Here is a 15572-nt window from a genome sequence, read left to right on the forward strand (position 1 = left end):
GTGAAATGAGGAACATTAATGAAAAATATAGCAATTTTAGGCGCGTCAGGTTCAATAGGTCAGCAAGCGATTGATGTGATTGCGCGTCATCCAGAATCATTTAACTTGATTAGTTTTACCGTTGGGAAAAATATTGAATTTGCAATTGAAGTGATTGAAAAGTTTAAACCAGAGATTGTTTCTGTTCAAGATGAAGCGGATGTTGAACGCTTAAAACCTTATCATTCTAACATAGTGAGTGGACGCCAAGGATTAATCGATGTTTCAACATATGAAAAAAACGATTTAGTTTTAAATGCGCTTCTAGGAAGTGTCGGGTTAGAGCCTACAATGAAAGCGATTGAAGCAGGGAAAAACATAGCACTTGCGAATAAAGAGACTTTAGTTGTGGCTGGAAAACTCGTCATGACCCACGCAAAGCGTTATGGTGTTGATATCCTTCCTGTAGATTCAGAACATGCTGCAATTTTCCAATGTTTAAATGGTGAAGATATGCATAAAATTAAAAATGTTACAATTACTGCGAGTGGCGGCTCTTTCCGAGAGTTAACGCGTGAACAATTAGAACATGTCACTGTGGAAGATGCATTGAATCATCCCAATTGGTCAATGGGGAATAAAATCACGATTGACTCTGCAACGATGATGAACAAAGGCTTTGAAGTGATTGAAGCAAAATGGTTGTTTGATTTGAAAATAGATCAAATAAAAACAATCTTGCATAAAGAGAGCATTATCCATTCACTGGTCGAATTCGTTGATACGAGTGTGATGGCACAACTTGGTACCCCTGACATGCGTATGCCGATTCAATATGCCTTTACTTATCCAGAGAGAATTGAACATCGAGCGCCATCATTAGATTTAGCGCAAGTGGCGCAATTGCACTTTCAAGAAATGGATCTTGATCGATATCGATGTTTGAAATTTGCTTATGATGCACTGCGTATAGGTGGTTCAATGCCAGTTGTACTCAATGCCGTCAATGAAGTTGCAGTGGCTAAGTTTTTAAACCATGAGATTACATTTCTTGAAATTGAGCATATGATTGAGCGTGAAATGGCAGCACATGAAGTGATTCCAGATCCATCTTTAGAAGAAATATTAGAAATTGACTATTATTATAAAACAAAATCATATGAGGTGTAGTGCCTATGTTAATAACACTTATCGCTTTTATTATCGTATTCGGTGTGCTTGTATTCGTGCATGAGTTCGGTCACATGTTTTTTGCGAAACGAGCAGGTATCATGTGTCCAGAATTTGCGATTGGTATGGGACCCAAAATCTTCAGTTTTCGTAAAGATGAAACCCTTTATACTATTCGTTTATTACCAGTAGGTGGATATGTTCGAATGGCTGGAGATGGACTAGAAGAAGCGCCCGTACAGCCGGGTATGCATGTTAAAATTAAAGTGAACGATCAAAATGAAGTAACGCATATCATTTTAGACGATCAACATAAATTTCAAAAAATAGAAGCTATAGAAGTAAAGAAAATTGATTTACAAGAACAATTGTATATTGAAGGTGTTGCTGCCGATGATCAAGAGCGCCATCATTATTCAATAGCGAAGAAAGCCTATTTTGTACAAAATGGAAGCTTAATACAAATTGCACCGAGAGATCGACAATTTGCACACAAGAAACCGTATCAAAAGTTTTTAACTTTATTTGCAGGACCGTTATTTAATTTCATTTTAGCTTTCGTACTGTTAATTGGTTTAGCCTATTATCAAGGTGCGCCAAGTACGACAATTGATCAGATTGCAAAAGATTCACCCGCAGAACAAATTGGTCTTCACAAAGGTGACACAATCAAAAAAATTGGAAACCAAGAAATTAACCGCTTTGACGATGTGAGTAAAGCATTGAATCAAACTAAAGGAGCCGAAACGACGGTCGAAGTTGAACGTAACGGTAAAACGATTAATAAAAAGTTTGAACCGAAAAAAGTTGAAATTCAAACTTCTAAAACTTCCAAACAAACGTCTTATCAACTAGGGTTTACAACAACAAAAGAAAGATCTCTATTCGAACCTTTAATTTTTGGTATTGAAGAAACGTTACGCTTTGGGAAACTCATCTTTGTTGCAGTTGTTGGTATGATTACAAGTATTTTCACAGGGACATTTAGTTTTGATATGTTAAATGGACCAGTCGGTATCTATAAAAATGTCGACACCGTTGTTAAAACAGGAATCATTAATTTAATCACTTGGACTGCAGCATTAAGTGTGAACTTAGGTATTATGAACCTTTTACCTGTTCCGGCACTTGATGGTGGACGTATTTTATTTGTATTTTATGAAGCCATCTTTAGAAAACCAGCCAATAAAAAAGCTGAGACAGTGATCATAGCAGCGGGTGCAGTGTTTGTACTTATTGTTATGGTGCTCGTCACTTGGAATGATATACAACGTTATTTCTTATAAAACGACTAGGGAGGAACAATGAAGGATGAAGCAATCAAAAGTTTTTATTCCAACATTAAGAGAAGTACCTGCTGAAGCAGAGGCAAAAAGCCATCAACTATTATTAAAAGCAGGTTTAATTAAACAAAATGCAGCAGGCGTATATAGTTACTTGCCGATTGCGACACGCGTAATCCATAAAATTTCTGAAATTATTCGTGAAGAAATGGAGCGTATTGATGCTGTAGAAGTTGTCATGCCTGTATTACAGCAGTCTGAATTATGGAAAGAGTCAGGACGATGGGATGCATATGGCATGGAATTGATGCGTCTTCGTGATCGTAATCAACGTGAGTTTGCGCTTGGACCGACGCATGAAGAAGTCGTGACATCACTTGTTCGTGACGAGTTGCGTTCTTATAAACAATTGCCTTTAACATTGTTCCAAATCCAAACAAAATTCCGTGACGAGAAAAGACCGAGATTTGGCTTATTACGTGGTAGAGAGTTTATTATGAAAGATGCTTATTCATTCCACACGGATGAAGCTTCTTTAATGGAAACATATCAAAACATGTTTCATGCTTATCAAACGATATTTAACCGAGTAGGCTTAAACGTAAGACCGGTTGTTGCTGATTCAGGTGCGATTGGTGGTAATCATACGCACGAATTCCACGCTTTAAGTGCAATTGGTGAAGACACAATCGTTTATAGTGAACAAAGTGACTATGCAGCAAACATCGAAAAAGCAGAAGTTCCTTACTATGCGTCTAATACGATATTAGATGCACAAAAAGACCTAGAAAAGGTAGAGACTCCGAATATGAAAACAGCGAAGCAAGTCGCTGATTTCTTAGGTGTGCCTTTAGAAAACATCACTAAAACAATGGTCTTCAAAGTGAATGGTGAGTTCGTTTTAATTTTAGTTAGAGGACATCATGAACTCAATGAAGTTAAAATTAAAGATTACTTTAAAACAGACGATGTTGCTCTCGCTTCAGATGAAGAGATACGTAATTTGCTAAATGCAACTTCTGGCTCTTTAGGACCAATTACTGATAGAGATATCAAAGTATATGCAGATCAATTTGTTCAATCTGCAAACAATTTAATTGTAGGTGCTAACGATGATGGCTATCACTATGTCAATGCCAATGTAGATCGTGATTTTAAAGTTGAAGCTTATGGCGATTTTCGTTTTATTTTGGAAGGTGAGCCTCTAGCAGATGGATCCGGTCCGGCACGTTTTGCGGAAGGTATTGAAGTGGGACAAGTCTTTGTTTTAGGCGAAAAATATTCAGAGTCAATGCATGCGACCGTTTTAAATCAACAAGGACGTGAACAAAACCTTACAATGGGTTGTTATGGTATTGGTGTATCTCGAACATTAAGTGCAATTATTGAACAACATCATGATGAGAACGGTATCATTTGGCCAAAAGCAGTATCACCTTATGACATTCATTTAATTACAGTGAATCCTAAAAAAGAAGATCAACGTGAATGTGCAGACCGTTTATATGATTTATTACAAACAAAATATGACGTGTTGTATGATGAAAGAAACGAGCGTGCAGGCGTGAAATTCAATGATGCAGATTTGATTGGTTTACCACTTCGTGTGGTAGTCGGAAAAAATGCAGCTGAGGGTATTGTAGAAGTTAAAAGAAGAGATAATGGTGAAACTGAAGAAATCCATGTTGATGCTTTATTAGCGCATTTAGAAAAATGTAGTGAACAAATTCAGTAAGAAGATGTCAATCATTTGTTATAATAAAAATAAGCATATTGCTTCTCGATGGGTAAACCGATTGGGTTCCATTGATGATGCAACAACAATAAGAAGGCTGAGGAATCTATTGATTTCTCAGCCTTATCCCGTATGAAATATAAAATGGTTGGAAAGTCATTTTTAAATACAAATGGATGTACGGCAATTAAAATAAGGTGGTTATGAGTGTGGCATTAAAGGATCAAGAAAAGTTTAAGATTCTCTTAAAACAAATTCATATGCAAGATTATTTTGATCAAGATATTATCGAACAAGGTCTATTGACACGCATCGATGTTTCTGAAAAATCTCGTGAATGGATTTTTCATATCCAATTACCACGATTATTAAAATATGATGATTATGCTGTATTGACTCATGCAATGAAAGAGAGCTTTCAAGATATCGCAAGTGTTGATTGGAAAATTACAGTTGCAACGCATCAAGGTCAAGATGAGTATTTATTAAAATATTTTGGAGATTGTATCGACCAAACGCAACTATCTCCTAAAGTCAAAGGTCAACTTAAACAGAAACGTATTGTGATGTCTGGCAATGTTGTTAAAGTGCTCGTTCAAAATGATATCGAAGGCCAACACTTTAATAAGGTCTGCAACGGAAGCCTGGTCAAAGCAATGCAACGATGTGGTTTTGATGTTGAAAAAGTGGTGTTTGAAACTGATGTGCATGGTCATGACGATGATTTAGCTTCTCTTGAGGCACACATTCAACAAGAGGATGAGCAAAGTGCGAGAGAAGCAACAGCAAAAATAGAAAAGATGAAAGAGCAACGTACAAAAGATGATAACGAAGTATCCGTAACGCGCTGTCAAATTGGTAAACCAATTCAAGTTGAAAATGTGCGACCGATTGAAAGTATTATTGAGGAAGAGTTTAAAGTCGCTATTGAAGGTGTCATTTTTGATATAAATCTTAAAGAACTCAAAAGTGGACGCCATATTGTGGAACTTAAGGTGACGGACTATACAGACTCATTAGTACTTAAAATGTTTACACGTAAAAATAAAGACGACTTAGAACACTTCAAAGCATTATCTGAAGGTAAATGGATAAGAGCACAAGGACGTATCGAAGAAGATATGTTTATTCGAGATCTTGTGATGATGATGTCAGATATTGAAGAAATCAAGCGTACGCCGAAAGTGGATAAGGCTGAAGAAAAACGCGTCGAATTCCATCTGCATACTTCTATGAGCCAAATGGACGGTGTGACACATATCGGTGAATATGTTGCACAAGCGGCTAAATGGGGGCATGAAGCGATTGCAGTGACAGATCATAATGTTGTGCAAGCATATCCAGATGCGCATGCTGCAGCAGAAAAACATGGCATAAAAATGATTTATGGTATGGAAGGGATGCTCGTTGATGATGGTGTACCTATTGCCTATAAACCGACCGATATACGATTAAGCGATGCCACATATGTAGTGTTTGACGTCGAGACAACAGGTTTATCCAACCAATACGACAAAATTATAGAATTAGCTGCAGTAAAAGTGAAAAACGGTGAAATTATAGACAAGTTTGAACGTTTTAGTAATCCGCACGAAAAGCTGTCTGAAACGATTAAAAATTTAACCCACATTACCGATGACATGTTACGAGATGCGCCAGAGATAAAAGAGGTGCTAACAGATTTTAAAACATGGGTAGGAGACGCCATTTTCGTTGCACATAACGCATCTTTTGATATGGGATTTATAGACACAAACTATGAGCGACTTGGCTTCGGTCCTTCAACTAATGGGGTTATTGATACACTTGAACTCTCAAGAACGATTAATACAAGTTATGGTAAGCATGGATTGAACTTTTTAGCTAAAAAGTATGGTGTCGAACTGACACAACATCACCGAGCAATCTATGATACTGAAGCAACTGCCTATATTTTCATTAAAATGTTAGCGCAACTTAAAGCATTAGATGTACACAACCATCAAGATATTAATAAAAAATTATCAAATGAGGATGCTTATAAGCGAGCGCGTCCACAACACGTTACGCTGATTGTTCAAAATCAGACAGGTTTAAAGAACTTATTCAAAATCGTCAGCGCTTCACTTGTTAAATATTATTATCGTACACCTAGAATTCCACGTTCACTATTAGATCAATATCGTGAAGGAATTTTAGTTGGAACCGCATGTGATGAAGGTGAAGTTTTCACTGCGGTGATGCAAAAAGATCAATCTGAAGTCGAACGGATTGCCAAGTATTACGACTATATTGAGATACAGCCACCTGCACTTTATCAAGATTTACTTGATCGTGAATTAATTCGCGACAATGAAACGCTTGTAGAAATTTACGAACGAATTTTGAAAGTGGGCGAAACAAACAATATTCCAGTCATCGCAACAGGTAATGTGCACTATTTAAACGAACACGATAGTATCGCACGGAAAATTTTAATTGCTTCACAACCCGGTAATCCATTGAACCGATCTACTTTACCTGAAGCGCATTTCAGAACAACAGATGAGATGCTTAATGATTTTCACTTTTTAGGTGAATCTCGGGCTTATCAAGTCGTTGTAGAGAATACAAGAGCTTTAGCAGAGCGTGTTGAAAAAGTTGTACCAATTAAAGATAAACTTTATACACCAAATATGGATGGTGCCAATGAAGAAATTCGTGAAATGAGTTACAATAATGCCAAAAAACTATATGGTGAGGATTTACCGCAAATCGTTATTGATCGATTAGAAAAAGAGTTAGAAAGTATTATTGGGAACGGATTCGCAGTTATTTATTTGATTTCACAAAGACTCGTGAAAAAGTCGCTCGAAGATGGTTATTTAGTTGGTTCACGTGGATCAGTGGGTTCAAGCTTTGTGGCGACAATGACTGAAATTACAGAAGTAAATCCATTGCCACCGCATTATATTTGTCCTAAGTGTAAAAAAAGTGAATTCTTTAATGATGGTTCAGTTGGTTCTGGTTTTGATTTGCCTGATAAAACTTGTGAATGTGGGACTCAAATGATCAAAGAAGGCCAAGATATCCCATTCGAAACATTTTTAGGGTTCAAAGGGGATAAAGTACCCGATATTGATTTGAACTTTAGTGGCGAATATCAGCCGCAAGCACATAATTACACTAAAGTATTGTTTGGAGAGGACTACGTTTATCGTGCAGGGACAATTGGTACAGTTGCTGAAAAAACAGCATTCGGTTTTGTGAAAGGTTATTTAAATGACCAAGGTATCCATAAACGAGGCGCAGAAGTTGATCGTTTAGTTAAAGGTTGTACCGGTGTTAAACGAACAACAGGTCAACACCCAGGTGGTATTATCGTAGTACCAGATTATATGGATATCTATGACTTTACACCGATTCAATATCCTGCAGATGATCAAAATTCGCCTTGGATGACGACGCATTTCGACTTCCACTCGATACACGATAATGTATTGAAACTGGATATTCTCGGACACGATGATCCGACAATGATTCGTATGTTACAAGATTTATCAGGTATTGATCCTAAAACAATACCTGTAGATGATAAAGAAACGATGGGCATCTTTAGCTCCCCTGAGCCATTAGGTGTAACAGAAGAAGAAATATTAGCGAAAACAGGAACGTTTGGTGTACCTGAATTTGGGACAGGCTTTGTAAGACAAATGTTAGAAGATACGAAGCCAACCACTTTTTCCGAGCTCGTCCAAATTTCAGGTTTATCACATGGAACGGATGTATGGTTAGGAAATGCACAAGAACTTGTTCGAAGTGGAACTTGTACACTTTCGAGCTGTATTGGTTGTCGTGACGACATCATGGTTTATTTAATGTATGCAGGTCTTGAACCTTCACTTGCATTTAAAATTATGGAAGCGGTACGTAAAGGTAAAGGGTTAACAGAAGAATTTGAACAAGTCATGAAAGAGAATAACGTGCCTGATTGGTATCTCGATTCTTGTAAAAAAATTAAATACATGTTCCCGAAAGCCCACGCAGCAGCGTACGTTCTTATGGCCGTGAGAATAGCTTATTTTAAAGTGCATCATCCTTTATACTATTACGCAAGTTATTTTACAGTAAGAGCATCCGATTTTGATTTATTGACAATGGTGAAAGATAAAGAAAGCATTCGAAATACAGTGAAAGACATGTATTCACGTTATATGGATCTCGGTAAAAAAGAAAAAGACATTTTAACCGTGCTGGAAATTATGAATGAAATGGCACATCGAGGTTATCGTATGCAACCAGTAAGCCTTGAGAAAAGTCAAGCTTATGAATTTACAATCGAAGGGGATACGTTGATTCCGCCTTTCGTTGCTGTTCCTGGACTTGGTGAAAACGTTGCAAAACGTATCGTAGAAGCAAGAGAAGATGGTCCGTTTCTATCCAAAGAAGATTTAAATAAAAAAGCGGGTGTTTCTCAAAAAATTATTGAGTACCTCGATGATTTAGGAACTTTACATGATATGCCAGATAAAGCACAACTCTCGATTTTTGATATGTAACATTCATTTGTCGCCTTATCAAAACTGTGGTATAATAAGCATGCTTATAAAATTAGACTCAAGTAGAAAGAGTGGGTATCACCCGCTCTTTTCTATTTGTTTGTCAGTGATAAGGGGGCTCGTATGAGTAAAGTTACAGAGCAAGTTGAAACAATAATACAACCTGTCCTTGACGAATTAAATTTTGAATTAGTCGATGTTGAGTTTACAAAAGAGGGTAAAGACCATTATTTGCACATTGCAATTGATAAGCCGGGCGGTGTGGATTTAAATGATTGTACATTAGCTTCTGAACGCATTAGTGAGGTCATGGATGCAAATGATCCAATCCCACAAGCTTATTATTTAGACGTTGCGTCACCAGGTGCTGAAAGACCAATTAAAAAAGAAAAAGATTTTCAAAATGCGATAAATCAACCTGTATTTGTGTCGCTTTATGCACCAATTGAAGGTGAAAAAGAATGGTTAGGACGATTGGAATCCGTTTCTGATGAAGCAATTGAAATCGAAGTGAAAATTAAATCTAAAACAAAAACGGTCACAATTCCACGTGATAAAGTTGCAAAAGCACGTCATGCAGTCATGCTTTAAATGTGAGGAGGAAAATGAGTGAAAAGTAATGAATTATTGTTAGCAACGGAATATTTAGAGAAAGAAAAGAAGATTCCAAGAGCGGTATTAGTAGATGCAATTGAAGCTGCTTTAATTACAGCTTATAAAAAGAATTATGATAGTGCGCGTAACGTACGTGTCGAACTTAATTTAGACAGTGGGACTTTCCGTGTCATTTCACGTAAGGAAGTTGTTGAAGAAGTATTTGATGACCGTGAAGAAATCGACTTGTCAACTGCATTAGTTAAAAATCCAGCATACGAAGTAGGGGACATTTATGAAGAAGATGTAACACCGAAAGACTTTGGACGTGTAGGTGCACAAGCAGCGAAACAAGCTGTGATGCAACGTTTACGTGACGCAGAACGCGAAATTTTATATGAAGAATTTATTGATAAAGAAGAAGACATTATGACAGGTGTAATTGACCGTGTCGATCATCGCTATGTTTACGTTAATTTAGGACGTACTGAAGCAGTGTTATCTGAAGCAGAACGTAGCCCTAATGAATCTTATGTACCGAATGCACGCATTAAAGTTTATGTAAACAAAGTTGAGCAAACGACAAAAGGACCACAAATTTTTGTTTCTAGAAGTCATCCCGGTTTGTTAAAACGTTTATTCGAGCAAGAAGTACCTGAAATTTTTGAAGGTACTGTTGAGGTTAAATCTGTTGCACGTGAAGCGGGAGACCGATCTAAAATTAGTGTTTACTCAGAAAACCCTGACATTGATGCAGTGGGTGCTTGTGTTGGTGCTAAAGGTGCGCGTGTAGAAGCGGTTGTAGAAGAACTCGGTGGAGAAAAAATTGATATCGTACAATGGAGTGACGATCCTAAAGTGTTTGTTAGAAATGCTTTAAGTCCATCTCAAGTAATCGATGTTATTGTTGACGAAGAAAATCAATCTACAACGGTCATTGTTCCAGATTATCAATTATCTCTTGCTATTGGGAAACGTGGACAAAATGCACGTCTTGCCGCGAAATTGACTGGCTGGAAAATTGATATTAAATCTGAATCAGATGCGAAAGAACTTGGTATCGGTGAAGCAAACGATACTGTTTCAGAATCAAATCATGTTGAAGATGAACAGCATGACGATGTTTTGGTTGATTTAGAGGATGAAAGCAACGAAAAATAGGAGGGATTTTGAATGAAAAAGAGAAAAATTCCTATGAGAAAGTGTATCTTATCAAATGAAATGAAACCTAAAAAAGATATGATCCGCGTCGTGCAAAATAAAGAAGGCGAAATATCTGCAGATGCAACTGGAAAGTTACCAGGCCGTGGCGCTTATGTTTCAAAAGATATTGCGCTAATAGAACAGGCACAACAAGCACAAAAGTTAGAACAATTTTTTAAAGCGTCTCAAGAAACGTTAGAGCCAGTATATAAAGAAATTATTCGTCTAATTTATAGAGAAGAGATACCTACCAAATGAATCAACAACAAATTTTGAATTTCTTAGGCTTAGCGATGCGTGCAGGTAAAGTAAAAACGGGTGAGTCTGTTATTCTTGCTGAACTAAAAAAGCATCGATTAAAGCTTGTTTTAATTGCGAGTGATGCATCAGATAACACTAAAAACAATCTGATAAATAAGTGTCATAGTTATCAAACACCATATCGAATCATCAGCCATCGTGATGATTTAGGCGACGCATTGGGCAAAAGTGCACGTGTTAATATTGGTATCACTGATCAAGGATTTGCAAAAAAGTTGATGTCAATGATAGATGAATAATGTTAGGAGTGGTTTAATGGGTAAACAAAGAATTTATGAGTATGCAAAAGATTTAAATATAAAAAGTAAAGATGTGATTGATGAGTTGAAAAAAGAGGGCGTAGAAGTATCGAATCATATGCAAACTTTAGAAGATGATCAAGTTAAATCATTAGATAAAGTTTTCAAAAAAGATCAAGCACAAAAGGATACAAAATCGCAAAAAAATACTCAATCAAATCACAAAAACCAAAAACAAGGTAAAAACCAAAAAGGTAAACCAAACCAGCAACAAAAACAAAATAAAAAGAATAATAAAGGTTCTAAAAATAATAAACAAAACAAGAAGAATCAAAAAGCACAACAACCAAGTGAACCTAAAGAAATGCCATCTAAAATTACGTATACTGAAGGCATTACAGTTGGAGAATTAGCTGACAAATTAGGTGTAGATTCATCTGAGATTATTAAAAAATTATTCTTGCTAGGCATTATGGCCAACATTAACCAATCGTTAGATGTTGAAGCTTTAGAGCTTGTTGCATCAGATTATGGTGTGGAAATAGAAGAAGAAGTCGTTGTAGATGATAATGATCTTTCTATTTACTTTGATGACATTGAAGAAGACGAAAATGCTACAGTAAGACCTGCAGTTGTTACAATCATGGGCCACGTTGACCATGGGAAAACAACTTTATTAGACTCGATTCGTCACACGCGTGTCACTGAAGGTGAAGCGGGTGGTATTACGCAACACATTGGTGCCTACCAAATAGAAAACAATGGTAAAAAGATTACTTTCCTTGATACACCTGGACATGCCGCATTTACGACAATGCGTGCACGTGGCGCACAAGTGACAGATATTACCATTTTAGTTGTTGCTGCAGATGACGGTGTTATGCCACAAACGATTGAAGCGATTAATCACGCTAAAGAAGCAGATGTGCCAATTATTGTTGCAGTAAACAAAATTGATAAACCAACTGCAAACCCTGATCGCGTTATGCAAGAATTAACAGAATATAATTTAATTCCTGAAGACTGGGGTGGCGATACGATTTTTGTACCGCTATCAGCATTAAGTGGCGAAGGTATTGATGATTTACTCGAAATGTTAATTTTAGTATCTGAAGTCCAAGAATTAAAGGCGAATGCTAACAAACCAGCAGTTGGAACAGTGATTGAAGCGGAGTTAGACAAATCTCGTGGTCCAGCAGCGTCATTACTCGTTCAAAACGGAACATTACATGTAGGTGATGCATTAGTCGTTGGTAATACACACGGTAAAGTGAGAGCAATGGTTAATGATTTAGGTAAACGAATCAAATCTGCTGGCCCTTCTACACCAGTTGAAATTACAGGATTAAACGATGTACCACAAGCAGGTGACCGTTTTGTTGTCTTTAAAGACGAGAAGAAAGCGCGTCGTATTGGTGAAGCGCGTGAACAAGAAAGCATTTTACAACAACGTCAAGAAAGCAAAAATGTCTCCCTTGATAATTTATTTGAACAAATGAAACAAGGTGAAATGAAAGACTTAAACGTAATCATTAAAGGTGACGTACAAGGGTCTGTTGAAGCTTTAGCCGCTTCATTAATGAAAATTGATGTGGAAGGCGTAAATGTGCGTATTATCCACACTGCTACGGGCGCTATTAACGAATCCGACGTAACGTTGGCTAATGCTTCAAACGGTATTATCATCGGTTTCAACGTACGTCCTGATGCAGGTGCAAAACGTGCGGCTGATGCTGAAAATGTAGATATGCGTCTACACCGCGTTATTTATAATGTTATTGAAGAAATTGAAGCAGCAATGAAAGGTATGCTTGATCCAGAATTCGAAGAAAAAGTCATTGGTCAAGCAGAAGTGCGTCAAACATTTAAAGTTTCTAAAGTGGGTACAATTGCCGGAAGTTATGTGACAGAAGGTAAAATCACACGTGATTCAAGTGTCCGCATTATTCGTGACGGGGTTGTCCTATTTGAAGGTGAATTAGATACTTTAAAACGTTTTAAAGACGATGCAAAAGAAGTGGCCCAAGGTTATGAATGTGGTATCACGATTGCAAAATTTAATGATATTAAAGAAGGCGATATTATTGAAGCTTTCGTAATGGTAGAAGTCGAAAGATAGGAATATCAACGGTTTCAAGAACTTTTTGACTTATTAAAGAAGTAGTAGTTTTGACGTGAAAAAATACACATTTTCATGTTTTAGTGATAAATTTTAACATGGTAAACACTACCAGTCGAATAAATAAAGAAAGCATATGTGGTAAATACCTTTTTAAAATCTTCATTTGATATTTTACCAATCACAAGAAATGCCTCCATTCAACTTTTCACTTTATGTGTCCGGTGTAATGGGGGCATATCATTTCTTCTGATAAAAGTAGTTGAATCACATTGTAGTACTTATCAACTTTTGAAGTTCTTTTTCGAGAACTTGACGGTGTGAAACCTTTTAAGTATTTGTCGATTGTCCGTCTATCTTTACCAAAATCACGAGCTAACTTACTTTTATTGATTTTCATTTTTGCACTCTCCATCATTTCTTTCAGTTTTGGTAAGTCTTGAAAGGCTTGTAATTTTAATTTCTGTATCTATTTTGACTGTATAGTTCATAATTTCAGCTCAATCAAACTATGATTAAAACAGTCGTTTTTGTACATACTTATTTAAGCGAGAGTGTACATTTTTAAATTAGCATTTATAATAGGTATGGAAATAGAAAATATTGGTGTAAAGGTTTCTATGTAGATACGGTTGGCTGATTTTCTCAGTACCCTTATAAGGGCTGGTCAGTAACAGAAGCTTTCAGCCGAAGAACAAACCACCCGTTCACACGGGTGGTTTTGATTTAAATCTATGTTTATACAATATAAGAGAAAAATATTATTTTATAGGAAGGTGAGCTCATGGATAGAGCAATACGTATCGTTAATGCTCTGAACTATTTATTTTTAATTTTAGGAATAGTTATTTGTTTAATTTTTACGAAAAGTGTTGGAGACTTATTGATTTATTTTGGCGCAACATCATTAGCTGCTGGTGTATTTTCTGGTTGGCATATTAGCGCCGCAGATACAAAACTGAGAAAAGTTGGGTTAACGTGGTTTATAGTAAATATGGTTAATTTATTTGTTTTGATACCATTGATTATTTTTTTACTATTTTTCGGATTAGGATACTTTTCAGGGAGCAGATAATATGAATAAAATTAATAAAATACTTTTTTCTTTTGTCTCTATGATATTATGTTTTACTTTTATTGTGGAACCAGTTAGCGCAAAGCAAACAGTAATTGACGACGCACAGATAAAAAAGACCAAGAACTTTATGCTGAAATAATACAAGAAATAAACGATATAGAAAAATACATATCTCAAAATAGTTTGGGAGATAAATATGTAAATAAGGATTGGGTTGCTAAAGACAATTTATCAAAGCAAAAGAGAGATTTGCTTAAAGAAATGGTTTTAAGTTACAATCAGATGGCTAGCGATAACCAACAAACAAATTACGCATTTATCAAATATCACGGCAGATAAAGAAAAGCGTAGAGATGATTCGATCACGAATCATCTCTACGCTATTATTTTGGAATTTATCTCCCAGGCTCTTTTTTCGATATTATATAGAACGTAAAAAGATAACGAGAATCAGTACCACGTTCATGAGTGATTTGTATTTACTCTTTGATTTCATCTATATTCTTAATAAATCCTTTTATGTTTCGCATATAACCGTCTTTCCAATAGTCTACGAAAACGTAAAAATTGTTGTATATAGCAAACTGAATTTGTTGATTTAAATGTAACACTTGTTCATCAGTCAGCAATGGCTTATGTACTTTATTTTGATTTTCTTCATACTCACTTATCAGTCTGTATTGGTCAGGTATAGTCTTAAAGGGATACCATTTAACCATACCTCGACCCTTAGATATTCTGGGGTTAAGATATCGTCTCGGTATTTTTCTGTAATCAGTTTCATATTGATATTCTGGTGGTAAGTTTTTATCAATCATGGTGGCACCCCAGAATATATTATAGAACATAAGTTCGATTTACGCAAAATGAAAATAACTAATTGTGATACACCTCGTTAAAATTAGTTTTTACTTGTAAATTATTAAAAACAACTAAAAATAATTATTTATTTGTGATAGAAATCACTGAAATGAATTTAAATAAATGGGATAATTTATTTAGGTGGTAAACAATGAAAAGTAAAAAAATGGTAATTTTGGAAGTTGTAACTGCTTCATCTACAACTATCTTTTTGTTTGTTGTTTTTGCTATAGTGTTTTCAATATTATTGGGGCAAAGACTTGAATATATTTCTGGTACTTCCTTGTCAATGCTGTTGGTTTTCTTGTTATTACCGACATTGACATATAGAAAGTTCAATTTGCCTATTAAATTTTTTAACAATGTGTTTAACTGGAAATATTTAGTGAGATTAATCTTTTATATCACATTGATTTTTTTGAATTATCAAAATATAGAATTTCTGGTTGCCATGTTAATAGTAGGTTTGTCAG

The 15572-nt window shown here is 35.9% G+C and carries 12 protein-coding genes; 11 read left to right on the plus strand and 1 reads right to left on the minus strand.

All coding sequences use genetic code 11. From position 1 onward, the window contains the following. The first annotated feature begins 18 nt into the window (after nt 1–18). The 10 genes from dxr to CD118_RS09400 all read left to right on the plus strand — a co-directional run bounded on the left by dxr (nt 19) and on the right by CD118_RS09400 (nt 14235). Complete coding sequence (dxr, locus tag CD118_RS09350; RefSeq protein ID WP_050331199.1) at nt 19–1149, plus strand: 1-deoxy-D-xylulose-5-phosphate reductoisomerase; 1131 nt, start codon at nt 19–21, stop codon at nt 1147–1149. Further along, nucleotides 1149–2435, plus strand: coding sequence for an RIP metalloprotease RseP (gene rseP, locus CD118_RS09355; protein WP_162489912.1), 1287 nt, complete (start codon nt 1149–1151; stop codon nt 2433–2435). Before dxr ends, rseP begins: the two co-directional genes overlap by 1 nt. Nucleotides 2436–2460: 25 nt before the next feature. Then, nucleotides 2461–4167: a proline--tRNA ligase gene (locus CD118_RS09360; protein ID WP_103356608.1), complete on the plus strand. Its 1707-nt coding sequence runs from the start codon at nt 2461–2463 to the stop codon at nt 4165–4167. A 203-nt stretch (nt 4168–4370) separates the two neighbouring features. Continuing rightward, nucleotides 4371–8684, plus strand: a complete 4314-nt coding sequence (locus tag CD118_RS09365; protein WP_425353206.1) for a PolC-type DNA polymerase III — start codon at nt 4371–4373, stop codon at nt 8682–8684. A gap of 123 nt (nt 8685–8807) precedes the next feature. Next, a complete protein-coding gene (rimP, locus tag CD118_RS09370) occupies nt 8808–9275 on the plus strand; it encodes a ribosome maturation factor RimP (RefSeq protein ID WP_060830023.1) in 468 nt (155 codons plus the stop codon). An 18-nt stretch (nt 9276–9293) separates the two neighbouring features. Then, entirely contained in the window at nt 9294–10439 is a 1146-nt protein-coding gene (gene nusA, locus CD118_RS09375; protein ID WP_050332196.1) for a transcription termination factor NusA, read from the plus strand. A gap of 12 nt (nt 10440–10451) precedes the next feature. Next, nucleotides 10452–10739, plus strand: coding sequence for an RNase P modulator RnpM (gene rnpM / locus CD118_RS09380; RefSeq protein WP_016424922.1), 288 nt, complete (start codon nt 10452–10454; stop codon nt 10737–10739). Then, entirely contained in the window at nt 10736–11041 is a 306-nt protein-coding gene (locus CD118_RS09385; RefSeq protein ID WP_016424923.1) for a L7Ae/L30e/S12e/Gadd45 family ribosomal protein, read from the plus strand. The genes rnpM and CD118_RS09385 overlap by 4 nt, the downstream gene beginning before the upstream one ends. A 16-nt stretch (nt 11042–11057) precedes the next feature. Further along, the gene (gene infB, locus CD118_RS09390; RefSeq protein ID WP_050345730.1) at nt 11058–13160 is read left to right on the plus strand and encodes a translation initiation factor IF-2; all 2103 of its coding nucleotides are present in this window, start codon (nt 11058–11060) and stop codon (nt 13158–13160) included. Between the two features lie 784 nt (nt 13161–13944). Then, on the plus strand, nt 13945–14235 hold the full coding sequence (locus CD118_RS09400; protein ID WP_206167716.1) for a hypothetical protein: 291 nt from the start codon (nt 13945–13947) through the stop codon (nt 14233–14235). 482 nt (nt 14236–14717) lie between these two features. Here CD118_RS09400 and CD118_RS09405 read toward each other — a convergent pair whose 3' ends face one another. Continuing rightward, entirely contained in the window at nt 14718–15056 is a 339-nt protein-coding gene (locus tag CD118_RS09405) for a YolD-like family protein (protein WP_169925603.1), read from the minus strand. Nucleotides 15057–15250: 194 nt separating this feature from the next. On the opposite strand from CD118_RS09405, the gene CD118_RS09410 reads away from it, so the two are divergent. Continuing rightward, on the plus strand, nt 15251–15572 hold a 322-nt coding region (locus CD118_RS09410; RefSeq protein ID WP_142380867.1), incomplete at its 3' end, for a hypothetical protein.

The organism is Staphylococcus coagulans (assembly GCF_002901995.1).
Lineage (GTDB): Bacteria > Bacillota > Bacilli > Staphylococcales > Staphylococcaceae > Staphylococcus > Staphylococcus coagulans.

What these genes read in the sequence shown, in the direction of transcription:
- dxr (WP_050331199.1), top strand. Translation starts at nt 19, where the DNA reads ATGAAAAATATAGCAATTTTAGGCGCGTCAGGTTCAATAGGTCAGCAA.
- CD118_RS09360 (WP_103356608.1), top strand. Translation starts at nt 2,461, where the DNA reads ATGAAGCAATCAAAAGTTTTTATTCCAACATTAAGAGAAGTACCTGCT.
- CD118_RS09365 (WP_425353206.1), top strand. Translation starts at nt 4,371, where the DNA reads ATGAGTGTGGCATTAAAGGATCAAGAAAAGTTTAAGATTCTCTTAAAA.
- rimP (WP_060830023.1), top strand. Translation starts at nt 8,808, where the DNA reads ATGAGTAAAGTTACAGAGCAAGTTGAAACAATAATACAACCTGTCCTT.
- rnpM (WP_016424922.1), top strand. Translation starts at nt 10,452, where the DNA reads ATGAAAAAGAGAAAAATTCCTATGAGAAAGTGTATCTTATCAAATGAA.
- CD118_RS09385 (WP_016424923.1), top strand. Translation starts at nt 10,736, where the DNA reads ATGAATCAACAACAAATTTTGAATTTCTTAGGCTTAGCGATGCGTGCA.
- infB (WP_050345730.1), top strand. Translation starts at nt 11,058, where the DNA reads ATGGGTAAACAAAGAATTTATGAGTATGCAAAAGATTTAAATATAAAA.
- CD118_RS09400 (WP_206167716.1), top strand. Translation starts at nt 13,945, where the DNA reads ATGGATAGAGCAATACGTATCGTTAATGCTCTGAACTATTTATTTTTA.
- CD118_RS09405 (WP_169925603.1), bottom strand. Translation starts at nt 15,056, where the DNA reads ATGATTGATAAAAACTTACCACCAGAATATCAATATGAAACTGATTAC.